22 protein-coding genes and 1 tRNA gene are annotated in these 25,253 nt (G+C 61.0%); 9 read left to right on the top strand and 14 right to left on the bottom strand.

The genetic code is table 11. The features are described 5' to 3' along the window. Window positions 1-61: 61 nt before the first annotated feature. Together J2T09_RS25115 and phoR are read right to left on the bottom strand one after the other, a co-directional pair. Window positions 62-1,096: a substrate-binding domain-containing protein gene (locus tag J2T09_RS25115; RefSeq protein WP_306839805.1), complete on the bottom strand. Its 1,035-nt coding sequence runs from the start codon at window positions 1,094-1,096 to the stop codon at window positions 62-64. Between the two features lie 194 nt (window positions 1,097-1,290). Beyond that, on the bottom strand, window positions 1,291-2,520 hold the full coding sequence (gene phoR, locus J2T09_RS25110) for a phosphate regulon sensor histidine kinase PhoR (protein ID WP_306839803.1): 1,230 nt from the start codon (window positions 2,518-2,520) through the stop codon (window positions 1,291-1,293). 284 nt (window positions 2,521-2,804) lie between these two features. Between phoR and ppk2 the strand changes: the two genes are divergently transcribed. Next, the gene (gene ppk2, locus J2T09_RS25105; RefSeq protein WP_306839800.1) at window positions 2,805-3,680 is read left to right on the top strand and encodes a polyphosphate kinase 2; all 876 of its coding nucleotides are present in this window, start codon (window positions 2,805-2,807) and stop codon (window positions 3,678-3,680) included. A gap of 91 nt (window positions 3,681-3,771) precedes the next feature. Beyond that, the gene (locus tag J2T09_RS25100; protein WP_306839798.1) at window positions 3,772-4,737 is read left to right on the top strand and encodes a siderophore-interacting protein; all 966 of its coding nucleotides are present in this window, start codon (window positions 3,772-3,774) and stop codon (window positions 4,735-4,737) included. Between the two features lie 7 nt (window positions 4,738-4,744). Here the strand turns inward: J2T09_RS25100 and J2T09_RS25095 are convergent, their stop codons facing one another. From J2T09_RS25095 to J2T09_RS25060, 8 genes are all read right to left on the bottom strand, one after another. Beyond that, complete coding sequence (locus J2T09_RS25095) at window positions 4,745-5,530, bottom strand: ABC transporter ATP-binding protein (protein ID WP_306839797.1); 786 nt, start codon at window positions 5,528-5,530, stop codon at window positions 4,745-4,747. Next, the gene (locus J2T09_RS25090) at window positions 5,530-6,543 is read right to left on the bottom strand and encodes a FecCD family ABC transporter permease (RefSeq protein ID WP_306839795.1); all 1,014 of its coding nucleotides are present in this window, start codon (window positions 6,541-6,543) and stop codon (window positions 5,530-5,532) included. Before J2T09_RS25090 ends, J2T09_RS25095 begins: the two co-directional genes overlap by 1 nt. Next, window positions 6,540-7,517, bottom strand: a complete 978-nt coding sequence (locus J2T09_RS25085; RefSeq protein WP_306839793.1) for a FecCD family ABC transporter permease — start codon at window positions 7,515-7,517, stop codon at window positions 6,540-6,542. The genes J2T09_RS25090 and J2T09_RS25085 overlap by 4 nt, the downstream gene beginning before the upstream one ends. Before the next feature lie 5 nt (window positions 7,518-7,522). Beyond that, window positions 7,523-8,599: an ABC transporter substrate-binding protein gene (locus J2T09_RS25080; protein ID WP_306839791.1), complete on the bottom strand. Its 1,077-nt coding sequence runs from the start codon at window positions 8,597-8,599 to the stop codon at window positions 7,523-7,525. 161 nt (window positions 8,600-8,760) lie between these two features. After that, window positions 8,761-10,227, bottom strand: a complete 1,467-nt coding sequence (locus tag J2T09_RS25075) for a PQQ-dependent sugar dehydrogenase (RefSeq protein WP_306839788.1) — start codon at window positions 10,225-10,227, stop codon at window positions 8,761-8,763. Between the two features lie 3 nt (window positions 10,228-10,230). Beyond that, complete coding sequence (locus tag J2T09_RS25070; protein WP_306839786.1) at window positions 10,231-10,665, bottom strand: DUF2231 domain-containing protein; 435 nt, start codon at window positions 10,663-10,665, stop codon at window positions 10,231-10,233. A gap of 92 nt (window positions 10,666-10,757) precedes the next feature. After that, on the bottom strand, window positions 10,758-12,674 hold the full coding sequence (locus J2T09_RS25065) for a potassium transporter Kup (RefSeq protein WP_306839783.1): 1,917 nt from the start codon (window positions 12,672-12,674) through the stop codon (window positions 10,758-10,760). Window positions 12,675-12,859: 185 nt separating this feature from the next. Continuing rightward, window positions 12,860-12,935, bottom strand: a tRNA-Thr gene (locus J2T09_RS25060). A gap of 286 nt (window positions 12,936-13,221) precedes the next feature. On the opposite strand from J2T09_RS25060, the gene J2T09_RS25055 reads away from it, so the two are divergent. Next, complete coding sequence (locus J2T09_RS25055) at window positions 13,222-14,535, top strand: hypothetical protein (RefSeq protein ID WP_306839781.1); 1,314 nt, start codon at window positions 13,222-13,224, stop codon at window positions 14,533-14,535. 74 nt (window positions 14,536-14,609) lie between these two features. On the opposite strand, the gene J2T09_RS25050 is transcribed toward J2T09_RS25055, so the two are convergent. Continuing rightward, window positions 14,610-14,825, bottom strand: coding sequence for a hypothetical protein (locus J2T09_RS25050; protein WP_306839779.1), 216 nt, complete (start codon window positions 14,823-14,825; stop codon window positions 14,610-14,612). A gap of 278 nt (window positions 14,826-15,103) precedes the next feature. Here J2T09_RS25050 and J2T09_RS25045 point away from each other — a divergent pair, with 278 nt between their 5' ends. Genes J2T09_RS25045 through nadE form a run of 3 tightly spaced genes read left to right on the top strand, consistent with a single transcriptional unit; the run spans window position 15,104 to window position 17,917 of the window. Further along, a complete protein-coding gene (locus tag J2T09_RS25045) occupies window positions 15,104-15,355 on the top strand; it encodes an acyl carrier protein (protein WP_306839777.1) in 252 nt (83 codons plus the stop codon). Between the two features lie 28 nt (window positions 15,356-15,383). Beyond that, window positions 15,384-16,940: a class I adenylate-forming enzyme family protein gene (locus J2T09_RS25040; RefSeq protein ID WP_306839775.1), complete on the top strand. Its 1,557-nt coding sequence runs from the start codon at window positions 15,384-15,386 to the stop codon at window positions 16,938-16,940. Continuing rightward, window positions 16,940-17,917, top strand: a complete 978-nt coding sequence (gene nadE, locus J2T09_RS25035; protein ID WP_306839772.1) for an NAD(+) synthase — start codon at window positions 16,940-16,942, stop codon at window positions 17,915-17,917. The genes J2T09_RS25040 and nadE overlap by 1 nt, the downstream gene beginning before the upstream one ends. Window positions 17,918-17,946: 29 nt before the next feature. Here the strand turns inward: nadE and J2T09_RS25030 are convergent, their stop codons facing one another. Both J2T09_RS25030 and J2T09_RS25025 read right to left on the bottom strand, forming a co-directional pair. Next, window positions 17,947-19,077 (bottom strand): hypothetical protein, encoded by a 1,131-nt coding sequence (locus tag J2T09_RS25030; RefSeq protein ID WP_306839770.1) that lies wholly within the window; start codon window positions 19,075-19,077, stop codon window positions 17,947-17,949. A gap of 145 nt (window positions 19,078-19,222) precedes the next feature. Beyond that, entirely contained in the window at window positions 19,223-19,615 is a 393-nt protein-coding gene (locus J2T09_RS25025; protein WP_306839768.1) for a PRC-barrel domain-containing protein, read from the bottom strand. 303 nt (window positions 19,616-19,918) lie between these two features. Here J2T09_RS25025 and J2T09_RS25020 point away from each other — a divergent pair, with 303 nt between their 5' ends. From J2T09_RS25020 to pgi, 3 genes are all read left to right on the top strand, one after another. After that, window positions 19,919-21,619, top strand: a complete 1,701-nt coding sequence (locus J2T09_RS25020; protein ID WP_306839765.1) for a long-chain fatty acid--CoA ligase — start codon at window positions 19,919-19,921, stop codon at window positions 21,617-21,619. A gap of 144 nt (window positions 21,620-21,763) precedes the next feature. Then, window positions 21,764-23,005, top strand: coding sequence for an alpha/beta hydrolase (locus J2T09_RS25015; RefSeq protein WP_306839761.1), 1,242 nt, complete (start codon window positions 21,764-21,766; stop codon window positions 23,003-23,005). A gap of 152 nt (window positions 23,006-23,157) precedes the next feature. After that, entirely contained in the window at window positions 23,158-24,783 is a 1,626-nt protein-coding gene (gene pgi / locus J2T09_RS25010) for a glucose-6-phosphate isomerase (protein WP_306839759.1), read from the top strand. 59 nt (window positions 24,784-24,842) lie between these two features. On the opposite strand, the gene J2T09_RS25005 is transcribed toward pgi, so the two are convergent. Then, window positions 24,843-25,244 (bottom strand): SMI1/KNR4 family protein, encoded by a 402-nt coding sequence (locus tag J2T09_RS25005; RefSeq protein WP_306839757.1) that lies wholly within the window; start codon window positions 25,242-25,244, stop codon window positions 24,843-24,845. Window positions 25,245-25,253: the final 9 nt, after the last annotated feature.

Here is a 25,253-nt window from a genome sequence, read left to right as displayed (position 1 = left end):
AGCCGAAAGGCCAAAGAAGAAGAAATCGGCGCCGCTTTTTCAAGCGGCGCCGGGTGGTTCATTAGAGAGACTTGCCGGATTCGAAGGCCTTGCGAGCTTCTTCGCGCTGTGCGTCCGGAGCGGCAACCAGGCCGTATTCAGCCAGCGGGCTGTCCGGGCCGACCATGTCGTCAGACAGGAAGAATTCCACGTATTCCTTCAGGCCCGGGATAACGCCCAGGTGAGCCTTCTTGACGTAGAAGAACAGCGGACGGGAAACCGGATACTCGCCGGAGGAGATGGTTTCGGTCGACGGAACGACGTCCGAAACGGTCGCAACCTTCAGCTTGTCCATGTTGTTTTCATAGAAGGCCAGGCCGAAGACGCCGAGGCCGGTCTTGTTGGCGGCAATACGAGCAAGCGTCTCGGTGTAGTCGCCGTCGATGTCGACTGCAGCGCCGTCCTTGCGAACTGCGACGCAAGCAGCAGCTGCTGCCTTGGCATCGGTGATCGAAGCCTTGATGACGTCGGTGGCGCCGGCCTCCTTGCAGCCTTCAGCCATGATCTTCTCTTCGAAGACTTCGCGGGTGCCGTGCTTGGAGCCCGGGATATAGGCAGCGATCGGGCCCTTCGGCAGGGTTGCGTTGACATCCGACCAGTTCTTGTGCGGGTTGGCGACGAGCTTGCCGTCAACGACAACCTGGGCAGCCAGAGCCGTGTAGAGGTCCTTCGGGGTGATCTTCATGTCGCCGTTCGAAGAGTCGGCAGCGAACACGATGCCGTCGTAACCGATGCGAACTTCCTGAACGTCGGCAACGCCGGCAGCCTTACAGGCTTCCAGTTCGTCCTTCTTGATGGCGCGCGAAGCGTTGGCAATGTCGATCGTGCCTTCACCGACGCCCGAGCAGAATGTCTTCAGACCACCGCCCGTACCGCCGGACTCGATGACCGGAGCCTTGAAGTCCGGAAAGGTTTCAGCAAAAGTTTCAGCAACGATCTTCGCGTAAGGCAGAACGGTGGAAGAGCCGGCAACCTGAACCTGGTCGCGAGCAACAGCTGCGCCAGCAAAGGCAACAGAAGCCACGAGGGCAGCTGCGGAAAGTTTCAACATGTTCATCGATGTTCTCCCGGTATGGGTTTGTAAAAGCGTTTGCAGCCGGTTTTTTTCGCGCTTACCGGCTTTCGGCCAGCACGTCTTAACTGCCCTTGGCCTCAGCTTTTATGTCACTTCGATGAAACAATTGTGACAGATCATCCCTTTGATTTGTATGAATTATTTTTACCGTGTGAATCTCACATCGGGTTTTTATGTCAAAAACGCACGGTAAACGTGGTTCCCTTGCCGATTTCCGACTTCACGATCAGCCGTGCACGGTGGCGCGTGAGAATATGCTTGACGATGGCGAGCCCCAGGCCGGTGCCTTTTTTGGAGCGGCTGTCGGCCACGCTGACACGGTAAAAGCGCTCGGTCAGACGCGGCACATGCTCGGCCGGGATGCCCGGACCGCGATCAACGACGCTGAATTCGACCGGCTGCCCCTCTCCCTTGGTGAGATAGACATCGACAACCTCACCTTCCTGACCGTATTTGCAGGCATTCTCGATCAGGTTTTCGACGACCTGCACCAGCTCGTCACGATCGCCGGTCACTTCTACCTTGCCTTCCGGCATGTGCATGCGGATATCGACACCGAGATCGGATGCCAGCGGCAAAAGCGCATCGCGCACATGGCAGACGACCGGCAGAAGGTCGACGCGCTGGTCCGGCGCGATATGGGATTTCAACTCCAGCCGCGACAGCGACAAGAGGTCATCGACAAGGCGGCTCATGCGGGTAGCCTGATCGAGCATGATGCCGAGGAATTTTTCCTGTGCTTTCGCATCGCCCTTGGCCGGCCCCTGAATGGTCTCGATGAAGCCGCGCAGCGAGGCGAGCGGGGTGCGCAGTTCGTGGCTGGCATTGGCGACGAAATCCGAGCGCATGCGGTCGAGCCGGCGCAGTTCGGAAATATCGCGGAAGGACAGGACATAAAAACGCGACGTGCCGACGGCAGCCCCCTCTTCCAACAAGGGTGCGATGCGCAGGATATAGACCCGTTCCGACGGCAGGCGTTCGGAATGTTCCATCTGGTTCGGCTCGCCGGTCGCCACCGTTTCACGCACCATGTCGAGAATGCCGGGCGAACGCAGGCGCGCCGACAGGTGCGAACCGAGCTCGAATTCGCCCAGCGCCTTTTCCGCCGCCGGATTGTGGTACAGCACCGTCGCATCACTGGAGAGAATGAGGATCGGGATATCCAGCGCGCGATAGGCGGTGACCACCTCGTCGAGCGGTTGCTCGTCCGCTTCTTCAGAAGCCGCCTCTTTCGCCGGCGCATTGGCAACGGCTGCGGATCCGAAGCGGATGGCGAAGACGGACAGCACGATCAACACCCAGCCGGCAGCGACCATCAGCCCATCGACCTGCGAAAACCAGGCAATGATCGCCAGAAGCGTCGCCACCGCAAAAATCGGCCAACCGCGCCTGAACCTGGAAGCCATCTGCATGCCTGCCTGTCTATCTTCTGCCTGCCTGCTGTCTTTGCTCACTGCTTCCACCACGCCCCTACGCGCGCTCCCAATCGCCACCGTCTAAACGATAACCGGTGGTCTTATAGCGCGATCATGACAGATATGCATTGATCGCCCGAAGCCAAGCGATTTTGCACAGCTTTGCAACAGTACGATGAAGGCGCCTGTGTTTTGTAAAAACTGGCATTAAGCCACTCACTGCACTAGCTTTGTTTTCAACTGCAGAAAGCCGAAGCCCCGAGAGGATGCCACACATGGATTTTGCCCAGGACCGCGCCGTCGAACTCGATATCAAGGGCAAGAAGCGCATCTTCAATATCGACGACCCCAACCTGCCGGACTGGGTGGAGGAAAAGGCGCTGTCCTCTGGCGGCTTTCCTTATGAGGACAAGCTGAACCGCGAAAAATACGAAAAGCAGATGCATGCGCTGCAGGTCGAGATGGTCAAGCTGCAATATTCGCTGCAATCCACCGGCAAACGCATGATGGCGTTGTTCGAAGGGCGCGATGCGGCCGGCAAGGGCGGCACGATCTTCAACCTGCATTCCTATCTCAACCCACGTTCCGCCCATGTCATCGCACTGGCCAAGCCGACCGAGAAAGAAGCCGGCCAATGGTATTTTCAGCGTTACGTGACGCATTTTCCAAGTGCTGGCGAGATCACCCTGTTCGACCGCTCCTGGTATAACCGTGCGGTGGTGGAGCCGGTCATGGGCTTCTGCACGGTCGAACAGTATCGCGATTTCATCAAGACGGTGCCGCATATCGAGCAGATGATCGTTGATGACGGCATCCACTTCTTCAAGTTCTGGCTCGACATCGGCCATGAAATGCAGCTGAAGCGTTTTCACGATCGCCGCCATGATCCGCTGAAGACATGGAAGCTTTCACCGATGGATATTGCCGGCCTGCCGAAATGGGACGATTACACCGCCAAGCGCGATGCCATGCTGGACAAGACCCACAGGCAAGAGAGCCCCTGGACCGTGGTGCTCTCCAACGACAAGCGCCGGGCACGCATCAACGTGCTGCGCCATATTCTTCTGTCTATCGATTACGTCGGCCGCGACATGGATGCGATCGGCGAGATCGACGACAAGATTCTTGGTGGGCCCAAAATGCTGCGCTGACCGGTTTGTGTTCGATGTGATCGATCTCATTCTTGACATTCATACTCAGGAATGCGCATGAAGCCCGGAACGGACAGTCCGGGTTAGAGACATGGCAGCGACACATCAGACGGAAGGCCGTATCGCCGAAAATGGCGCGGCGGCACTGGAAGCGCTCAAGGAACGGGCAAAGCTTTGGGATATCGAGCTGGAACAGGATGGTTCCAGCCTTTCCCTTAACGTCTGGAGTTCCAAGGCCAGCTTTCATCCTGCCGGCGATACCGTCACCGTCAAGCTGACCTCACCGGAAGAACGCCTGCTGCGCACGCTGCAGGACAGCGTGACCGAGTTGCTGGACGGCAAGAACCTTTCGATCGCATGGGACAAGGTGGATGCCGGCGCGCTGGCGCCCGGCCTTTCGCTGATGACGGTGGCTTCGGTTTCGCGCCGCTCGCCCGGTTATCTGCGCGTTCGCCTTGAAGGTGACGACGCCGAACGGTTTGCCAGCGGCAGCCTGCACTTTCGCATTCTCATCGGCCCGCGCGGCCGCGCACCGATCTGGCCGCGCACCGCCGCCAATGGCCGCACGGTCTGGCCGGAAGGCGAGGACGCGCTGCACAAGCCTGTCTACACGACGATGGCGACCGGGGACGGCTGGCTGGAATTCGACATCTTTCGCCACGAAGGCAGCCCGACATCCGACTGGGCGGACAGCAATCCGATCGGCGAGACCGTCGGCCTGATGGGCCCCGGCGGCGGCGGATGCCCGGCGGCGGCCGAACTGCTGCTGTTCGGCGACGAGACCGCCATGCCGGCGATTTCCCGCATGCTGGCCGCAGCGCCGGGCAAGGTGAAAGCCTATCTGCAGGTTTCCAAGGAGAATCTCTGCGAGCTTGCCGGCGACGACCGTGTCGTGCCGGTGGACAACCTTGTCGAGGCCCTGGAATGCTGTGAAACGCCCTCCACCTGCCACGTCTGGTTTGCCGGCCATTGCGACGCCGCCAAGGCTGCCCGCACCTGCCTTCTGGCGCGCGGTTTCGGCAAGCGCGATTTTACCGCTGTTTCCTACTGGAGCTGAATGCCGCTTAACGCGGCACCACCATCGGCGTGCCGGTGATCGGATCGGGCAAGACCATGGCCGAGAGGCCAAAACCGGTCATCAGGTTTTCTTCCGTCAGCACATCCTGCGGCGAACCGGCCGCCACCATGCCGTTAGGGCCGAGCAGGACCAGCCTATCGTAAAAACGCGCTGCGAGATTAAGATCGTGCAGAACCGTGACGACGGTGACGCCCTGATTGCGGTTGCGCTCGCGAACAAGCGACAGGACCTCGATCTGATGGGTGAGATCGAGCCATGTGGTCGGCTCATCCAGCAGAAGGCAGGGCGTATCCTGCGCCAGAACCAGCGCGATCCATGCCCGCTGGCGCTGGCCGCCGGACAGCTGGTCGATCGGCCGTTCCGACATATCCGTCAGCCCGACCTCTTTCAGCGCCCGTTCGACGGCTGCCGCATCCGCCTCGCTCCAGGCTGAAAACAGGCCACGCCACGGCGTGCGGCCACGGCGGACGAGATCGGCAACCGTAATGCCTTCCGGCGCCTTGGAAGCCTGTGGCAGGATGGCGAGGCGGCGGGCAAGGGCGCGCGTATCCATGGAAAAGATATTGTCGCTGCCGAGCGTGACGGTGCCCTTTTCCGGCGTGATCAGGCGGGCAAGCGCGCGCAGAAGCGTGGATTTTCCGCAGCCATTGGGGCCGAGAATGGCGGTCATGCGGCCAGCCGGAAAATCCAGCGACAGATTGTCGATGACGGTGCGCTCACCGTAACCGATCGTCAGGTTTTCCGCTTTCAGCGCATTGTTTGCAGATGTCATCAAATGTCTCCGGCGTCCATTTCGCGCGACAGAAGCCACAGCAGATAAGGCGCTCCAAAAATGCCGGTCATGACGCCGGCGGGCAGTTGCAGACCGGGCACGATGGAGCGTGCCGCAAGATCTGCCAGAACCGTGATGATGGCGCCGGTGACGGCAGCCGAGATGATGCGGCCGCCCGGCTGGGTGGCGCCGGTGACGCGCATACCGAGCGGGCCGGCCATCAGCGCGATGAAGGGGACGGGACCGGCGACGGCCACGCCCGTTGCGGCGAGCAGCACACCGGTGCCGGCCAGTTGCAGCCGTGCACGATTGCTTCTCAGGCCAAGCCCGTTGGCAAGATCATCGCCCAGTTCCAGAAGGCCAAGCGCGCGCACCTGAATGGCGAGGATGACGGCAAGCACCGCGCCGCAGCCGAAAACCTGTGCGGCATGGCCCCAGTCGCGCGCGGCGAGCGAGCCGGTCAGCCAGCGCTGCGCTTCGGCCGCCTGTTCGGGCGGCAGGCGGGTGACGATAAAACTGTTGCCGGCAGTGGTGAGGAAACCGATGCCGAGACCAACAAGGATGAGGGTGATCGGCACCTGTGTGCCATCGCGCTTGATCGCCAGAATGGCGACAGCGCAGGCGGCGGCCAGACCACCGGCGGCGGAGAGAAGCGGCATGGGCAGGGTCGTTCCGGCCAGCACGCCGCAGACGACGGCAAGGCCGGCGCCGGAGGTGAAGCCCATGACATCGGGTGCCGCCAGCGGATTGCGCAGCAGGATCTGGAAGATGGCACCCGAAGCACCGAGTGCTGCACCGGCGCCGATGGCGGTGACGACACCCGGACCGCGCAACACGCGCAGGGTCAAGGCACCCGGCCCTTTGCCGGTCAAGAGACCGGTCCACAGGTCCGAAACCGACAGCCTGATCTGGCCGATCATCAGCGACAGCACGATGGCGAGCAGCAGAGCTGCCGCCAGAACGAGACCACCACGAATGCCTGCCGTCATCTTCGCGTTCATTTTTACGGTCATGCGCCCGCTCCCGCGCGCAGACGCCGCGCCATCCAGATAAACATCGGCGCGCCGATCAGCGCCGTCATGGTGCCGACGCGGATTTCCGCCGGCGGAGTGACAAGGCGACCGATCGTATCGGCAAACAGCAGGATAGCCGCACCCAGAATGGCGGAGGCGATGAGTTCACGGCGCAAGACATGGCCGCCGACACGGCGAGCCAGACGCGGCACCAGCAGGCCGAGGAAAGCGACCGGACCGGCAACACCGACGGCAGCGCCGGTGAGTGCCGTGACCGCCACAAGCGCGCCGAACTGGATACGGCCGGGATTGGTGCCGAGGCCACGCGCCAGCGCCGAACCGAGCGACAGCGCTTCGATACGCGGGGCGATGGCGATGGCAAGGGCGGAGCCGAATACGGCGGCGACGGCCATATACCCCAACGGCCGCATGCCGGCCTGCGCCAGCGAGCCGGTGACCCAGAACCGAAACACTTCCAGCGCCTCGTTGCGGGCGAGAATGATGGCGGACACGAAGGAGAGCAGCATGGCGCTGAGCGCGACACCGGCCAACGTCAGACGCACCGGCCCGGCATCCCCCTTCAAACCACCTCCGAGCGCGAAAACCGCAACGGCGGCAGCGGCGGCACCGGGAAAGGCAAGCGCTGCCATCAGGCCGTTATCGGCACGGCCGGCAATCAGCGAACCGATGACGACGGCGAAGGCAGCGCCGGCATTGATGCCCAGAATGCCGGGATCGGCGAGCGGATTGCGGGTGATCGCCTGCATGATCGTGCCGGCCATGCCGAGTGCGGCGCCGGCGATCAGGCCGGCGATCAGGCGCGGCATGCGGATCGAATGTATGGCGATATGGGCCGGATCGGTGGGGTCGAAAGCGGTAAGCGCCTGCCAGAGCAGCGCAAAGCCGCCTTCCCGTACGCCGACCGTCAAGGTCAGCACGGCAGCAAAAACGAGCGCCAGAGCTGCGACTGCCATTGCCCTCACGGAGCGAGCCCCGCCTTGACGCTGGACGGCACCCTGGTTGCCGGATCGCCATCGAGCGCAAGCGCGATATCGCCCTCCAGTTCTTGCAGAGCAAAGGGCAAGGAGAGCACGCTGCCGAAGGAAAGTGCCCCGGCGATCAAGGATCCGGCCATGACTTCGCGGCCTTCCTTATACGCTTTCAAGGTCTTGCGCATGGGGAGCGCGACGATATCCGGCACGGTATCGAAGGAGGAAATCCACACCAGAAGATCGGCATCGAGCGCCGACAGGTCTTCCGGCGACTGTGGTGCGTAAAAGCCTTGGGCCGTTTTCAGATCGGCCAGCTTGTCAGTGGGTTTGAAACCAAGTTCGGCCATGAAGGTGGCGCGGGTATCGGAGCCGATGAAGGCACCGGTCTCGCCATTGAAATTGTAGGCGCAGACACCGGTCTTGCCGGCCCAGTCCGGGTGGCGTTCACGCACGGCGGCAAACAGCGCCCTGTTTTTGGCGATCAGTTCATTGGCCTTTTCGACCTTGCCGAGCGCGCGGCCGAACATTTCCGTCTGCACATCCCAGCGGGTGCCGTAGGAGGGATTATCGGCCGGCTGCATCAGCACCGGCGCCACCTGCGACAACACATCATATTCGGCCTTGGAGATACCGGAGCCGACACCGATGATCAGGTCGGGCTGCAACGATGCGACGATCTCGATGGACACCTCGCCGGAAATGACCGTGGGTTTGGCATCACCGAGATAACTTTCCGCCCAGGGCCAGACGGCATAAGGACGTGCACCGAACCATTCACGGATGCCGACCGGCGGCGTGCCGAGCGCCAAAAGCGAATCCTGCGTGGTAAAACCGAGCGACACGACGCGGGTGGCGGGCTTTTCCAGAAGGGTTTCGCCGTATTTATGTTTGAACAGCAGGCCTTCTTCGGCAGCACGCGCCCTTGATGCCGTCATCGACAGGGCACCGGTCCCGAGCAGCGCCGGCGTGGCAAGGCCCGTGGCAAGACCGGCCAGCAATTGACGGCGCGTGGGGCTCGAAAAACGACCGGTTTCATCCATGGATGGGCGTCGGACATGCGTCATGTTCAGGTCCTGCATTTTCTCTGCGTTTCTGCGGTCAAGAAGACCCGCAGGGTTCGCAGATAACACCGAACATGCGTTGGGGGAATGCCTGCGCACGCCCCCGATAGCCCATTGCTGCATTTATGTGGATAAAAATTATCCACTTCCGGATTTGCGCTCGTTTACGGCTGGGTCGCCGGCGCAATTTCCGTCTGTGACGGCGTCGTTCCCGACGCCGGCGGCGGGCCTTCCTGTGCCGGTGCCGCCGTCTGCTGGACGGGAGACATCTGGTCGGTGCCGACCGGCTGCGGCGTTACCTTGCCGTCAGCCGCAGCCACCCGCCAGACCGTGTTACCGGCATCATCGGCCACCAGCAGCGCGCCGGTGCCATCGATGCCGAGGCCGACCGGGCGGCCACGTGCCTGCTCATTCTGCAGGAAACCGGTCACCACATCCTGTGCCTTGCCGGAGGGCATGCCGTTTTCGAACGGCACATAAACAACCTTGTAGCCATTGAAGGCATTGCGGTTCCAGCTGCCGCGCTGGCCGACAAAGGCGCCCGCCGCATAGGCATCCGGCATGGCCGCCCCTTGCGTGAAGGCGAGGCCGAGTGCGGCGACATGGCTGGACAGCGCGTAATCCGGTTTGATGGCGCGCTCGACCATATCCGGCCTTGGCGGGTAAACGCGGGCATCGACATGATTGCCGTAATAGCTCCAAGGCCAGCCGTAAAAGGCGTTTTCCTTCACCGAGGTCATGTAATCCGGCACGAGGTTCGGGCCGAGTTCATCGCGTTCGTTGACGACGGTCCAGAGCGCACCGGTCTGCGGATTAAACGTCAGACCATTCGGATTGCGCAGGCCCGAGGCGAAGACGCGGGCGGCACCCGTCTTGCGATCCACCTGCCAGATGGCGGCACGGCCCTTTTCCGCTTCGAGCCCGTTTTCGGCGGCGTTGGAATTGGAGCCGACAGAGACATACAGCATGCGGCCATCCGGGCTGAGCGCCAGATCCTTGGTCCAGTGGTGGTTGAGCGGCCCGCCGGGCAGCGGCGTCAGCACGCGCGGTTCACCGGAAATTTCCGTCTGTCCCAGTTCATAAGGATAAGCGACGATGGCATCGGCGGCCGCGACATAAAGCGTGTTGTCGATCCAGGCGAGACCGAAGGGCGAATGCAGGTCTTTCAGCAGATCGTGGCGCTCGTCGACCGTGCCGTCGCGGTTGGTATCGCGCAAAAGCGTAATGAGATTGCTCGGCGGCGGCGAGGCTCCGCCACCGCTTGCCATCGACATGATGAAACCGCGAATATAATCCTTCGGTCGCGACAGCGGCTTGCCTTCCGGCGCGCGCGACTGAACGGCCAGAACATCGCCATTCGGCAGCGTGTGCACCGTGCGCGGATTGACGAGATCCCTGGCATAGGCCGTGACCTTCAGGCCCTCGGGGACAGCAGGGGTTTCATTGTCCTTCCAGCCCACCACTTCGGCGACCTTCAGATCCGGCAGCAGCGCCGAGATCGGTTCGGGGAGAACCGGATCGGGGCCGACCTGCTGGGAGACATCGAAATTGTCGTTGCCGTCACTGCAGGCGGAAAGGGCAAGACCGAGCGAGGCGGACAGGGCGATGGTATAAGCGAGACGCTTGTTCATGGGTCAGATCCTCCAGGCCAGCCGGGCATATTTGCGGGACGACAGCGACGCCGTGAACAGCATCAGCACGAAGGTGACGGCCGAGGTGACGAGGCCATAAGGTACGATGGCCGTCCAGCCATCGCCGGCATGCAGCAGGCTGTTGAAGATCGCCAGCGCCAAAATGACGAGATAAAGCAGGATGACCATAAAGCCGGGGCGCAGCGGCCGGGTTCGTGGCCGCACCAGATCCAGCAGGCCGGCGATGAGACCAACCGCGCCGAAGACCAGACCGGCAAACAGCAGCCACGCGGAAAAATTGACCCACATGAGATTGGCCGTCTGCCAATAGGCAAGATCAGTCAGCAGCGCCAGCGTGAAGCAGACGAAGGGAAAAGGGATAAAAACCGCCTGATAAGGGTAAGCGGCGGAATCGCGGGCGGTCGGAGCAGTGCTCATCAAGGGCTCCCGGGTGAACGAGCGTCAGATGAGCAGGCAACAGCCGGACCGGCCGATTTGTTCCAACGGTACCTTGATAAGGCCAGGCGGCGTCAGATCGCCACCTGTTCTCCCAGTTCCACGACGCGGTTGGGCGGCAGCTTGAAATAGGCGGATGGGTCGATGCTGAAATCGGCAAGGCCGATATAAAGATGCTCCTGCCAGCCTGCCAGCCCGGTGTTCGGCGTGCTGATGAGGTTGCGGCGGCCGAGATAGAACGAGGTCTGCATGATCTCGAACTTGAAACCCTTTTTCTTGCAGAGCGTCAGCGCCTTGGTGACATTGGGCTCATCCATGAAGCCGAAGGTGATATCGAGCCGGATGAACCGTTTCGACAGGCGCGTCATTTCCACACGTTCGCTATCCGGCACATAGGGCTTGTCCTGCGTCCAGACGGTAAGGATGACGTTCTGGTCGTGCAGGACGTGATTGTGCTTGATGTTGTGCAGCAGCACGCCCGGCGTGCGATCCGGCACGCTGGTGAGGAAGACGGCGGTGCCCGGAACGGTGACAGGCGCATGATCGCTTTCGCGGTCGATCGAGCTTTCCACCGACTTGATGAAGGTTGCGAGCGGGATATCGTTTCGCGCCGTCTTTTCCTTCAGGTATTTCGAGCCCTTGGTCCAGGTCCACATGATCATCATGATGGCGAGCGCCAGCACGACCGGCACCCAGCCGCCATCATGGATTTTCAGGAGGTTGGCGGCGAGGAAGACGGCTTCGATGATCAGCAGAGGCAGAAGGAAAAGCGCCGCCGTGAAGGCCGAATAACCACGCACCGAACGCAGGAACTGGAAGGACATCAGCGTCGTCACCACCATCGCGCCGGTGACGGAGATGCCATAGGCGGTGGCAAGCGACTCGGAATCGCCGAACGAGAAGATCAGAATGATGACGCCGATGAACAGGATGGCGTTGACGGCCGGCACATAGATCTGCCCGGTATTGGTTTCCGAGGTGAACTTGATGGCGAGACGCGGCAGGAAGCCGAGGTGAACAGCCTGACGGGCGAGCGAAAACGCGCCTGTTATGACCGCCTGGCTGGCGATGATGGTTGCCATGGTGGCGAGAATGACGACCGGCAGCAGCGCCCATTCCGGATAAAGCAGATAGAACGGGTTCGAGATCGTTTCCGGATGGGTCAGCACCAGTGCGCCCTGGCCGAGATAGTTCAGTGCCAGCGCCGGGAAAACCAGGATGAACCAGGCCGTCTGGATCGGCTTGCGGCCGAAATGGCCAAGGTCGGCGTAAAGAGCTTCGGCACCGGTGACCGTCAGGAACACGGCACCGAGAATGATGAAGCCGACGGTGCCGGCATGGGTGATGAACCACAGGGCATTGATCGGATTGAGCGCTTCGAGGATCGTCCAGTCATCGCTGATATGGATGATGCCGCCCCAGGCCATGACGATGAACCACAGCACGGTGATGGGGCCGAAAAAGTTGGAAACGGCAGCCGTACCCTTGGACTGGATGGCGAAGACGCCGACCATGATGGCGGCCGACATCGGCAGGACATAGTCGGAAAAAGCCGGCGTGACCAGTTTCAGACCTTCGAGCGCCGACATGACCGACAGCGCCGGGGTGATCATCGCGTCGCCGATGAACAGCGCCGAACCGATGAGACCGGCAAAAAACAGGACCGGCATGTAGCTGCCGGTCTTCTTGAACAACAGCGCCAGAAGCGACAGCGTGCCGCCTTCGCCATCGTTATCGGCGCGCAGCAGGAAGAGCACATATTTGAAGGTAACGAGGATGGTGAGCGTCCACACCATCAGCGAGATCATGCCGATGACTTCGTCATGATGCACGGCGCCGTTCCTGGCAAAGGGCCGCAAGGCTTCACGGAATGCGTAGAGCGGGCTGGTGCCGATGTCGCCATAGACCACGCCGATGCACCCGAGAAGGAGGACGAGGAACTTGCGGGTATCCGACGTCGCCTCCGGGGCGGCAGTATGTGAGGCAGTCATGTAGTCTCCAGGCGCTCGGCCTTCGTTGCGAGATGAAGGCGAATATGGTGCAACACCGACGCGATGGCAAACCACCGTGTCTTCAACTTTGCACCTATCGCCAGACATTTCACGCCCATGCGATGACATTTGTCATGACCGTCAAAAAGCATGTGCAAAAGCTGGTTGTCATTGGAAGAAATAAATGGTGCCGCTTACGTGACTCGAACACGTGACCCCGTCATTACGAATGACGTGCTCTACCAACTGAGCTAAAGCGGCCCCCGCGTGCCGGGCGTACCCGGTCGCGATGTGAGGGGCTGATACAGGCAAAGAGAGAGGATTACAAGACGCGATTTTCACGGACACGCGCATTTCCGATACAGTGATATCCACAACCCGCTGCAAAGGCCCGGAAACCGTTGCTTTTGCCACCCCGAATTGCCACGCAATTGCCGCGAGGCCGTGCATTCTTCGCCGCATGAGGAACCGCGCCGCTTGCAGTTCACTCCCTAAAAGTCTACCGAAAGAGCAATATGAGCGGACATTTCGATATCAGGGCCCGGCAGTGAGCGGTTTGGAAAAAGCCATCAGGAACGCGCTCGCGCAATCCGAACGAAACAATGCCGATATCCGGGCACGCATCTACCATTCCGCCCGACAGGCGTTGGAAGCGGGGCTGCGCAAGCAGGACGTGACGGATCCCGACCTCGTCGACGCACAAAGGCAGCGTCTGGAATCGAAGATTCGCGAAATCGAATTCGAGGAACGGCAGCGTCTGGCAATCGAGCGCGCCAAGGCACCTGCCAGCCAGCCAGCACCGCAGCCGATCGCTCCTGCCCCAAGTGTTGCCGCACCGGCAGCAGCGCCTGTCACGGCCATGCCGCAACGGGCCGAAAACCGGGATGCCGCAGCCGTGCAGCCGCGCCCGCCGGCAGACCGGCCTTCGCCACCGCCGCAGCAAGCCGACGACGATCTTGCTCTTTTTGTCGGTGGCCACCGCCGGGATCGCGAGCCTATGAACAATGCCGCCGCCGATGCGGGAAGCCTTGGCGACCTTGGCGTATCACGCCGTGGCGGCGATCAGCCGGCGGAACTGCGCCCACGCCGCGAGATCGAGACTGAGAAGCCGCGTCCGCGCCGCTGGTGGCAGGGCAAGAAAAAAGCCGCTCCGGCCCGGCCGGTCGCGCAACAGCAGATACCTCAGGCAGCGCGCCTGGATGTCGCAGCCGGCAAGCAAGGCCGCCCGAAAAAACGGCGGCGGTGGATTTCCGGCCTGGTTCTGCCGCTCGTCGTTCTCGGCGGCGCCGGCTACGGCCTGTGGTGGGCCGGCAATAACGGCCTGATCGTCATGCCTGACCTTTCCAACGCGCCGGTTTCCGGCAGCGGTGGCGGCCAGTCCCTGCCCGGCTTCGAGCCCGGACGCGGCTTTTCCGAGGATTGGGCGGAAGTGTTCATCCCGAAAGGCACGGACGGCATCGTTCCTGCAGGCAACGCAACGGTGGAAGGCGTGCATGCGTCCGGCGGTGAAGCCGTGCGCATAACCTCTCAGACGCCCGGACCGGATGGCGAAGTCGCCATCGAGGTTCCGGCGGCTGTTCTGCGCGAGATGGCCGGCAAGACCTCCACCGTCGCCATCACGCTGCAGACTGCGGCGGACCGTTCCGTTCAGGTCGCCGTGCGGTGCGATTTCGGCAGTCTCGGAGATTGTTCGCGTCACCGTTTCCAGGCAACGCAGGAAAAGACGGATGCGCTGTTCCGGGTGAATTTCGATCGGTCGCTGGCGCCAAACCAGCCCGGCCGCATCTATCTCAACAGCGATGTGCTGGGCGGAAAGCTGCCGATCTACGTTTTTTCCCTGCGTATTCTGCCGGGTCAATAATTTCCTGATTATCTTGTGTCGCGCAGCACCCCGAAGCGCGACACGAAACCAGCATCGCTCCCGATTTTTCGGTGTCAGTGCCTTGTGCCGAGTGCGGACAGGGCATCATGCTTGCGCAACTGGTCAATCGCTGCCAAGGCCTCGTCCGCGGCCCATCCGGCGCGCACTGCCGCCTGCAAAAGCTTGGCTTCCGCCTCCACCTCCAATTTGAGATAGAGCGGTTCAAGCGCCTCCTGAACGGTCAGCAGGTGTTCTTCGGGCGATACAATGCTGTCGAATCGAATGGTCATATTTCATCGTCTCCCTGTTCTCATCCTGTTGGCTAAGAAGGGTTAACTGCCTGACGTCAAAACGGTTCCACCCTTTTCAAAAGGATTTCTCAACATCCGTTTCGGATCGTTGTCACCCAGACAACACGAAGTATTGCCGCCGCTTGTTTCAAAACGCAGGACAGCAATTAGCGAATGATTCAGCGATGCCGAATATGGTCGGAGATTATCGGGGACCACGGGGCAACTATAAACTTGCCGCTCGATGGCCATGACGGTCCAATGAGAGGATTTAATACATGTCGGATTATGCGAACAACGTCCGCAGCTTCATCGCGGAAAACTTTCTGTTTCGTGCCGATGCGGAAATTGCCGACGACCAGTCGCTGCTTGACAGTGGCGTGATGGATTCGACCGGCGTCTTGGAACTGATCGCCTATCTCGAATCGACCTATGGTATCAGCGTTGCCGACGAAGAGATCGTTCCGGACAATCTCGACAGCATTGCGCGCGTCACCGCCTATCTGTCGTCCAAGAAGGCCGCAGCCTGACGGGCTGATCGCCGCCGGGGGATCGGGCATGCGGATCGAAACTCTCATTGCTGATAACATCGCACACCGACCGGACAAGACGGCAGTCGTGGCCGGCGATATGCGCCTGACCTATCGGGAACTCGACCGCCAGTCCTCGCGACTGGCCGCAGCCTTGCAAAAGCATGGTATCCGGCCCGGCGATCGTATCGTCTTTCTTCTCGACAATGGCAGTGAAGCGGTCGTCTGCTTTTTCTCCGCATGGAAAGCCGGTGGCGTTGCCTGCCCGCTGCACCCAACCATCAAGTCCGAAAAGCTGGCCGAGATCTTTCGCAGCATCGAACCGGCTGCCATCATTGCACAAGGCCGGCTGCTTCCGATCGTCGATGCAGCCTGCGCGGTGTATGGCCAGCCGACGACGGTGATCGGCGTACAGACAGGCGCTGCCGACAGCAATGCCCCAAGCTTCGAAGACCTGATCGCCGCAGAAGCCGATTTTGCTCCACCGGCGGGGCTCAGCGAAAACGATCTGGCGCTGTTGATCCACACATCCGGCTCCACCGGACGGCCGAAGGGCGTGATGCTTTCCCATGCCAATATTGCCGCCGCCTGCACCTCGATCACCGGTTATCTCGAAAACACCGAGAAGGACGTGGTTCTGAGCGTGTTGCCGCTTTCGCATGGTTACGGCATCACCCAGATGGTGACGATGGCGATGGTGGGCGGCACGCTGGTTCTGGAAAAAAGCTTTGCCTTTCCGCGCGTGGTGCTTGCGCGCCTGCAGAGCGAAGATGTCACAGGTTTTCCGCTGGTGCCGGCCATGGCGGCTCTGTTTGCCGGCATGCCGGACCTTTCAGCGGAAACACTGCCGCATCTGCGCTACATGACCAATGCCGCCGCCGGCATGCCGCCGACCACGACGCAGCGCCTGCAAACATGCCTGCCGCAAACGGCGCTTTACCTGATGTACGGCCAGACGGAATGCCTGCGGACCACCTATCTGCCGCCGCAAGAAATGCCGCGACGGCCGCTTTCGGTTGGACACGCCATTCCCGGCACCAGCGTTTCGATTGTGGATGACAATGGTCTGCCCGTTGCCCCGGGAGAGACCGGTGAACTGGTGGTGGAAGGTCCGCATGTGACGCGCGGTTACTGGCGCGACGATGTGGCGACGGCTGCCGCCCTGCGCCCCGGCCCCAACGGCATGCGCCTCCATACCGGCGATCTTTTTCGCGCCGATGAAGAGGGTTTTCTCTACTTCGTCTCCCGCCGCGACGACATCATCAAGACCCGTGGCGAAAAGGTCAGCCCGCAGGAAGTGGAGCGCGTGCTTTATGCCCTGCCCGGCGTGCTGGAAGCCGCCGTCGAAGGGGTCGACGACGCGGTTTTCGGGCAGGTGATCAAGGCGCATGTGGCAGTGGATCCTGACGCGGGTTTGACCGAGCGGCTGATCCTGCGCCATTGCGCCGCGCATCTGGAAGATTTCATGATCCCCAAACTGGTGGAATTTCACGACGCCCTGCCGAAAACGGCCACGGGCAAAATTCGCCTCAACGCTGAGACTGCAGCCGAGGCCAAGAAGAACGAAGAGAGCAGGATAGCGTGATGGCAAGCACCAAGACATTTTCCGCAGACAGCCTGAAGCTCGACACGGCCGCCGAGATCGAGCGCATCTGCGCCTGGCTGCGCGAGACGGTGGCGAAAGATCTGCGCAAGCGCGGTGCGGTGCTCGGCATTTCCGGCGGCATCGATTCCAGCGTTACGGCAGCGCTTTGCGCGAAAGCTTTCGGCCCGCAGAAAGTCACCGGCATTTTCATGCCCGAGTATGACAGCGATCCGGACAGCCTGCGGCTGGGTCAGGCGCTGGCGGCTGCCACCGGCGTCGAAACCGTGCTGGAAGATATCGGCCCGGCACTGGCCGCTGCCGGTTGCTATACCCGCCGCGACGGTTTTATCCGTCAGGTCGTACCGGAATTCGGCGAGGGCTGGGGCTGCAAGGTGGTGCTGGAAGATGCGCTGACCGGCCGCGGCTACAACATTTCCTGGCTGGTGGTTGCCAATCCGGCCGGAGAGCAGAGCCGTCATCGCATGCCGCTGGAGGTCTATCTCGGCATGATCGCGGCTGCCAACATGAAGCAGCGCACCCGCAAGCAGATCGAATATTACCACGCCGACCGGCTGAACTATGCCGTTGCCGGCACGCCGAACCGGCTGGAATACGATCAGGGTTTCTTTGTGAAAAACGGCGATGGCGCTGCCGATTTCAAGCCGATCGCGCATCTCTACAAAACGCAGGTCTACCAGTTGGCCGAGGCACTTGGCGTGCCGGAGGAAATCCGCCGTCGTCCGCCGACCACCGACACATGGTCGCTGCCGCAGGGGCAGGACGAATATTATTTCTCGCTGCCCTATGACCGCATGGACCTGTGCCTCTATGCACTCGACAACGGCGTTTCACGCGAGGAAACCGGCGACGTGGCCGGCCTGACGCCGGATCAGGTGGATGCCGTGTGGCGCAATATCGCGTCCAAACGCAAGGTGGCGGAATATCTTCATGCCGAGCCGAAAAGGCTGATCGACTGATCCGAAGACAGTTCGGCGGCTGATTTGCGTCAGTCGTCGAACGTGTCGCCGACCAGCGGCATCCAGCGCTCGCCGGCAATGCCGCTGATCAGCGCCTGCCCGGTCTTGATCGGCTCCAGAAACGCCTTGTCCCTGGCATGGACCACATAAAAACTGCGCCCCATAAAGACGGCCTTGCGCGACAGGAGAGCAGGCGTGAGCCACGGATGCGCCGCGCCGCGCACCGACGCGCATCCATAATTATAGGCATGACCAAAAATGTCCTCGACCATCTCGCCTGCCCTTGCCGGCAGCGACAGCGCCTGCAACACCCAGCCGATGCCGCCGGCCTTGGCGAAATAGACGTAAGCCGCCTGCGGACGTCCATCCGGGCCATAAGCGACGCGCCATTCGGGATAACCGAAACTGCGCTTCTGTTCGGACTGAGCGATGAGCCAGTCTATGCTCTGCGCATCCCATTGCGGGCGCATGGCAAACACGTCCTTCAGAACCAGCATCGCCCTGCCGAATTCTTCCGCCGTGACATCGCGAAACGTGAGCCTGCGCGCCTCACCACCGCCGAACGAGGGGCGGCGGATGACGGCAATGGCGCGATCGGCAATACGGCCGAACGGGCGCAGCAAACGTGCGAACGGAACCCGCCATTCCAGCAATTGCAAGGCGGTCGATGCCGGGCGGAGTATCCGCATCCAGTTGAGGCTATAGGCCGGATCGAGCGGATGGCCGAGCTTCTGCCACATGCCAAGCGCCGTATGGTTGGCGGTTTCAGTGAGCGAAATATCCTGCGGGCCGGCCAGAAAGGCACGCAGCAGACGCGCGCCGATCAGCGGATTGGCCTTGGGATCATCCACCATCATCGAGCCCGCAAAGGCGGCAAGCAGCGAGCGGCCCTCGAATTCCAGCCTTGCGGGCGTGACGCCGATAAAACCGACAACACGACCGGCTTCATCCACCGCGACTTTCGAATGCAGTCCCGGCTCATTCCACGGATGCCTGAAAAAGGACTGCTCGATGCTGGCCACGAGTGTTTTCGAGATCTTTTGCCCGTCACCGGCATGGCGTCGCCCCCCGTGGCCTCGAAAAGTGCGCTGGAACATGCGCGCCACGCCTTCGATATCGCCCGCTTCGAAATCGCGTATGATGATTTGCTGTCCGCTCATGCCAAGGTCGCTGCAGTGCCGGGCCGTCAAGGTAAAACGGCCGAATTCGAGATCGACGCATTGTGCCGCGACAACCTTAAACAAACGAAAAGAGGCCCCGCAAGCGGAGCCTCTTCTCATGAATACCCAAGCTATTGCTCAGGCCTTACATCCAGTATGGCGGCACGCCATAATAATCGTAGACCTTGCGATCATTAGCGCTGTACCAGCTTTCGTCATCCAGATCCGAATAACGCGGCGCGCCGGTGATCTGGTCCTTGGTCAGGTCGATGCGGTAGCCATCGAGCTCTTCGTCGTAACGCAGCTTTTCCCAGGGCAGCGGATAATAGTCATCACCAATGCCGAGGAAGCCGCCGAAGCTGAGAACAGCATAAGCGACACGGCCGCCGCGTTTTTCGAGAAGAAGTCGCTCGATCGAACCGATACGCTTGTTATCGGCACCGTAGACCTTGGTGCCCTCGACCTTGTCGCTGGCAATCAGGGAGTGGCTGTCCTTGACGTAAGGGTCCTGACCGGCGCGGGGTTCCTGATGCAACATGATGCACCTCCTCTTGTTGATTGCACGTTCGAATTACACAGACACAACCCGCCACTGCCGGCTTGGTTCCTGAAAAATACCGAGACTCTTTCGGAAGTGACGGTCGTCAAGCTCAATTGACGTTTACGTCAAGGTTATCTAATCTTCTCGTGATTGGCCGATCAGGCCATGTCCGTGCGATACTGCTGGACAGGTGAAAAGGTGGGAGGACCTTTGCGCTTGTCACATTGAGGCAGTATGGCTTCCGCTTCCCAGCTAAGGGCGGCCGGAGACGGAACGCCGACAAAAGGGAGGGAGAATGAAATGACTGATCTTGCTGCCGCACAGGCGCAGACGCCTGTCGAAAAAATCTGGCTGGCATCCTATCCACCGAACGTGCCGGCCGAACTGCCGCCGCTCAGCCACCAGTCGCTGGGTGAACTGTTCGAGGAAAGCTGCCAGCGCTACGCCGGCCGCACTGCTTTCACCAGCATGGGCAAGGGCCTCACCTATGAGGCGATGGAACGCGAAAGCCGCAAGATTGCAGCCTTTTTGCAGGCTCAAGGCCTGAAAAAGGGCGACCGCGTTGCCGTGATGATGCCGAACATCCTGCAGAACCCGGTGACGGTCTACGGCATTCTTCGCGCCGGCATGATCGTGGTCAACGTCAACCCGCTCTATACGCCGCGCGAACTGGAACACCAGATCAACGATTCCGGCGCGACCGTGATTTTTGTGCTGGAGAATTTTGCCAACACGGTTCAGCAGGTTCTGGGAAAGACGCCTTTGCGCCATGTCGTGGTGACCACCATGGGCGACATGCTGGGCCTCAAGGGCCATATCGTCAATCTCGTCGTGCGCCGGGTGAAAAAGCTGGTACCGGCATGGTCTATCCCTTCTGCCCTCAGCTTCAAGTCGGCGCTTTCCACGGGGGCGAGCCAGTCGCTGCAACCGGTCGAGGTTTCGGCCAGTGATATCGCCTTCCTGCAATATACGGGCGGCACGACCGGCATTTCCAAAGGCGCGGCGCTGACGCACGCCAACCTGCTTGCCAACAAGGAGCAGATGAGTGTCTGGCTCGATTCTGCCTTTATCGGCAAGCAGCGCCCGGAACAGCTGCAGTTTCTCTGCGCACTGCCGCTTTATCACATTTTCGCATTGACCGTGAATTCGCTGATGGGCATGGCGACCGGCAGCAACAATATCCTCATCCCGAATCCGCGCGATCTGCCGGCGCTTGTGGGCGAGTTGAAGAAATACCCGATCCACGTTTTCCCGGGTCTCAACACATTGTTCAACGCACTGATGAACAATGCCGAATTCCAGAAACTCGATTTCTCGTCCCTGATGCTGGCCTTCGGTGGCGGCATGTCGGTACAGCGACCGGTGGCGGAGCGATGGCTCTCCATGACGGGTTGCCCGATTACCGAGGGATACGGCTTGTCGGAAACCTCGCCGGTCGCCACGGCGAACCGCTGCAACAATCGCGAATTTTCCGGCATGATCGGTCTGCCTGTTTCTTCGACGGACCTCGCCATCCGCGACGATGACGGAAACGACGTCGAACTGGGTGGCGTCGGGGAAATCTGCATCCGTGGCCCGCAGGTCATGGCCGGTTACTGGAACAGGCCCGACGAAACAGCCAAGGTGATGACGGCGGACGGTTTCTTCCGCACCGGCGACATGGGCTACATGGATGCACGCGGCTACACGAAGATCGTCGACCGCAAGAAGGATATGATCCTCGTTTCCGGCTTCAACGTTTATCCGAACGAAGTCGAGGAAGTGGTCGCCATGCATCCGGGCGTGCTGGAATGCGCGGCGATCGGCGTGCCTTGTGAACATTCCGGCGAGGCGGTGAAAATCTTCGTGGTGAAGAAGGACCCGAACCTGACCGAAGCGGACCTGAAGGCCCACTGCGTGGCCAATCTCACCAATTACAAGCGGCCGCGTTTCATCGAGTTCCGTGATGAGCTGCCGAAATCGAATGTCGGCAAGATTCTGCGGCGGATGCTGCGTGCCTGACGGTTGGCAGGGCTGGAGTGACTGAAAACGCGTTGCATCCTTGCGACAGTCTCCAGCCATGTCCGGCCTGAACATCCTCAAAACAATGGACGCACGCCCCAAGGTGAACTAGCTGTAGCCCCTGGCTGGCAACGTGGAGCGTGCGTGCGTATCACCTCTTATCATCGGATCATTGCGCTTTCGGCAGTGCTCGGCGTTCTTTCGAGCTGCGCCGGCCGGCCTGAAGGTGTGCTGATCCCCACGGCTGCAGCATCTGTTTCCGGTGCTTCCAAGGTCGATGTTCTGGTTGCCACAACGCGCCGCCCTTCGGAAACGCCCGGCGTGCTTTTTTCCGGTGAACGCGGCGCCGAACCGGCCATTACCGAGATCGCCGTATCCATTCCGCCCGACAGCGCGCGCGAGGCAGGTCAGGTCCAGTGGCCGAAAAAACTGCCGGCCAACCCGGACAAGGAATTCGCCACGCTTTCGGTAACCCCGATGGAGAAGCCACAGGCGCATCGCTGGCTGCACGATCACCTGCCCAAGAGCAAACGGGTGATGGTGTTCGTTCACGGCTTCAACAACCGTTATGAAGACGCCATCTATCGTTATGCGCAGATCGTGCATGACAGTGGTGCAGACGTGGCACCGATCCTGTTCACGTGGCCGTCGCGCGGCAGCATCTTCGCCTATAATTACGACAAGGAAAGCACCAACTATTCGCGCGATGCGCTGGAAGACATGTTGCGCACCATCGCGAAAAACCCGGAAGTGGGTGAAGTGGTGGTGATGGCGCATTCCATGGGTTCGTGGGTGACGGTGGAAGCATTGCGCCAGATGGCCATCCGCGACGGCCGGGTGGCCCCGAAAATCCAGAACGTCATCCTTGCCTCCCCTGACCTCGACGTCGACGTGTTTGGCCGGCAGATCGCCGAGATCGGCCCCAAGGGCCCGCATTTCACCCTGTTCGTATCCCGTGACGACCGCGCGCTCAGCCTGTCGCGCCGAATTTCCGGCAATATCGACCGGCTCGGCCAGGTGGACCCGACCGTCGAGCCCTATCGTTCCGAATTCGAAAAACAGGGCATCGTCGTTCTCGACCTGACGGCGCTGAAAGGCGGCGACCGGCTCAATCACGGCAAATTTGCGGAAAGCCCGGAAGTGGTCAAACTGCTCGGCAACCGCCTGATCGCCGGCCAGACCGTGACCGACAGCGACGTCGGCCTGGGTGACCGCATCGGCGCGGTGGCGCTCGGCACGGCGCAGACGGTCGGCGGAGCCGCAAGCGTTGCCGTCAATGCGCCGATTTCGATCTTCGATCCGGCCACACGTCGCAATTATGGCGATCAGGTAGACCGCTTTGGTCGTGCCGTCGGCAACACGGTCGAGACCGCCGTCGGCCGCTGATCGATATTTTTATCCGCCATGCGAACATGGCTCGCCCAGGCCACTTGGCGGGCCGACAAGGCTTGATTTGCACGGCAAAGCGAATAGGTTCCCGTTCATCCTATCCGTACCTCCCATTCCGCATTTTATGTGCGCACCGTCAGGAGCAAGCCATGCAGGCGATCGTCGAAAAACTGAAATCCACCGCTGCCGCCACCAAGGCAACCGATATTCGCGCCGCCTTTGCGAGCGACCCGCAGCGTTTCGAGAAATTCAGCGTTTCCGCCGAGGATCTCACCATGGATTTCTCCAAGACCGCTGTGAATGCCGAAATCCTTGCCCTGCTCGTCGAACTGGCGGAAGCCGGTGGCGTGGCCGAAAAACGCGAAGACATGTTCTCCGGCGTTGCCATCAATTTCACCGAGAACCGCGCCGTTTTGCACACTGCGCTGCGCAACCGTACCAACAATCCGGTATTGGTCGATGGCAAGGATGTGATGCCCGACGTCAACGCCGTGCTGGCCGCCATGGGCAAGTTCGCAGAAGGCATCCGTTCCGGATCGCTGAAGGGTGCGACCGGCAAGGCGATCACCGACGTGGTCAATATCGGCATCGGCGGCTCTGATCTCGGCCCGGTCATGGCGACGCTGGCGCTCGCGCCTTATCATGACGGGCCGCGCGCCCATTTCGTTTCCAATATCGATGGCGCGCATATTGCCGATACGCTGAAACTGGTGGAGCCGGAAACGACGCTGTTCATCGTCGCTTCCAAGACGTTCACCACCATCGAGACCATGACCAATGCCCAGACGGCGCGCAGGTTCGTGGCCGACGCCCTGGGTGACGACGCCGTTCAGCATCATTTCTGCGCCGTTTCCACGGCCCTCGACAAGGTTGCCGCTTTCGGCATCGATCAGGACCGAGTGTTCGGTTTCTGGGATTGGGTCGGTGGCCGTTATTCGATCTGGTCTGCCATCGGCCTGCCGCTCATGATCGCCATCGGCCCGGAAAATTTTGGCCATTTCCTCGACGGCGCGCATGCGATGGACACGCATTTCCGCACCGCGCCGACGGAAAAGAACCTTCCGATGCTGCTCGGCCTGATCGGTTATTACCATCGCAATGCGCTGGGTTACCCGACCCGCGCCATCCTGCCCTATGACCAGCGCCTGTCGCGTTTTCCGGCCTATCTGCAGCAGCTCGACATGGAATCCAACGGCAAGGGCGTCACCATCGACGGCACGCCGGTCGAGGGCCAGTCCGGCCCGGTCGTCTGGGGCGAGCCAGGCACCAACGGCCAGCACGCGTTTTACCAGCTGATCCATCAGGGCACGAGCATCATCCCGGCCGAGTTCATGATCGCCGCCAATAGCTTTGAACCGGAGCTTCGCCACCAGCACGACCTGCTGATCGCCAATGTTCTGGCGCAATCCGAAGCGCTGATGAAGGGCCGCACCTTCGAGGAAGCCAAAAAGCAGCTGACCGACAAAGGCATGGACGACAGACAAGCCGATTTCATCGCGCCGCATCGCGTGTTTACCGGCAACCGCCCGTCGATCACCTTTGTCTACGACAAGCTGACACCGTTTGCCTTCGGCCGTCTGGTGGCGCTTTACGAACACCGCGTGTTCGTGGAAGGCGTGCTGTTCCGCATCAACTCCTTCGACCAGTGGGGCGTCGAGCTCGGCAAGGAGCTTGCGACCGGCCTGCTGCCGGTGGTGGAAGGCAAGGAAAGCGCTGCCGGCCATGACTCGTCGACGCAAGGGCTGGTGAAGACGCTGGCGGGGCTGAAGAAATAAGCTGTCGCATTGAATAATAAAAAGGCTCCGCCGACGAACATCGGTGGAGCCTTTTTCATTTAAAGAAGCTGATCGATCCTGTTTCGAATGAAGGTTTCGAAAGACGGGGCAAGCGCCGTGACGCCCATATCCGTGCCATCGATTTCGACCACGGACCAGGTTCCCGGATCGAACGCCTGCGAAAATCCTTGAAAGTCGTCGCCGAAAAGAAGCAGGTCCGACAGCGCCGGAGAGACCTGGCCAAAAATTTCGTCCGGGGTCAGCAAGCCGGTGTAAAGCATGTAGCGATCATCGCCGAGCGGTCCCGCCCCGACGTCCCGCAGAAACGCGACATAGTCCGCCGGGATCTGCCCGAACTGCGTTTCCAGCACGGGCAGATGCTCGGCCGATACCGGCACTAGCTTTTTCAGGAGGCCGGCTTTTCGCGCATCCCGCACAAGGTCTTCGTAGATCGATATCACCTCGGACCC

Origin of the sequence: Neorhizobium huautlense (assembly GCF_030811685.1) — a bacterium.
Classification (GTDB): Bacteria; Pseudomonadota; Alphaproteobacteria; order Rhizobiales; family Rhizobiaceae; genus Neorhizobium; species Neorhizobium huautlense_A.
This window is presented reverse-complemented; position numbering and strand designations above follow the sequence as displayed.

Bases quoted from the DNA above. Each gene is read 5' to 3' on its own strand.
- J2T09_RS25030 (WP_306839770.1), bottom strand. From the start codon at position 19,077: ATGAGCGGACAGCAAATCATCATACGCGATTTCGAAGCGGGCGATATC.
- J2T09_RS25020 (WP_306839765.1), top strand. From the start codon at position 19,919: ATGACTGATCTTGCTGCCGCACAGGCGCAGACGCCTGTCGAAAAAATC.
- J2T09_RS25100 (WP_306839798.1), top strand. From the start codon at position 3,772: ATGGCAGCGACACATCAGACGGAAGGCCGTATCGCCGAAAATGGCGCG.
- ppk2 (WP_306839800.1), top strand. From the start codon at position 2,805: ATGGATTTTGCCCAGGACCGCGCCGTCGAACTCGATATCAAGGGCAAG.
- J2T09_RS25025 (WP_306839768.1), bottom strand. From the start codon at position 19,615: ATGTTGCATCAGGAACCCCGCGCCGGTCAGGACCCTTACGTCAAGGAC.
- J2T09_RS25095 (WP_306839797.1), bottom strand. From the start codon at position 5,530: ATGACATCTGCAAACAATGCGCTGAAAGCGGAAAACCTGACGATCGGT.
- J2T09_RS25050 (WP_306839779.1), bottom strand. From the start codon at position 14,825: ATGACCATTCGATTCGACAGCATTGTATCGCCCGAAGAACACCTGCTG.
- J2T09_RS25045 (WP_306839777.1), top strand. From the start codon at position 15,104: ATGTCGGATTATGCGAACAACGTCCGCAGCTTCATCGCGGAAAACTTT.
- J2T09_RS25075 (WP_306839788.1), bottom strand. From the start codon at position 10,227: ATGAACAAGCGTCTCGCTTATACCATCGCCCTGTCCGCCTCGCTCGGT.
- J2T09_RS25070 (WP_306839786.1), bottom strand. From the start codon at position 10,665: ATGAGCACTGCTCCGACCGCCCGCGATTCCGCCGCTTACCCTTATCAG.
- pgi (WP_306839759.1), top strand. From the start codon at position 23,158: ATGCAGGCGATCGTCGAAAAACTGAAATCCACCGCTGCCGCCACCAAG.
- nadE (WP_306839772.1), top strand. From the start codon at position 16,940: ATGGCAAGCACCAAGACATTTTCCGCAGACAGCCTGAAGCTCGACACG.
- J2T09_RS25080 (WP_306839791.1), bottom strand. From the start codon at position 8,599: ATGACGCATGTCCGACGCCCATCCATGGATGAAACCGGTCGTTTTTCG.
- J2T09_RS25040 (WP_306839775.1), top strand. From the start codon at position 15,384: ATGCGGATCGAAACTCTCATTGCTGATAACATCGCACACCGACCGGAC.
- J2T09_RS25115 (WP_306839805.1), bottom strand. From the start codon at position 1,096: ATGAACATGTTGAAACTTTCCGCAGCTGCCCTCGTGGCTTCTGTTGCC.
- J2T09_RS25085 (WP_306839793.1), bottom strand. From the start codon at position 7,517: ATGGCAGTCGCAGCTCTGGCGCTCGTTTTTGCTGCCGTGCTGACCTTG.
- J2T09_RS25090 (WP_306839795.1), bottom strand. From the start codon at position 6,543: ATGACCGTAAAAATGAACGCGAAGATGACGGCAGGCATTCGTGGTGGT.
- phoR (WP_306839803.1), bottom strand. From the start codon at position 2,520: ATGGCTTCCAGGTTCAGGCGCGGTTGGCCGATTTTTGCGGTGGCGACG.
- J2T09_RS25065 (WP_306839783.1), bottom strand. From the start codon at position 12,674: ATGACTGCCTCACATACTGCCGCCCCGGAGGCGACGTCGGATACCCGC.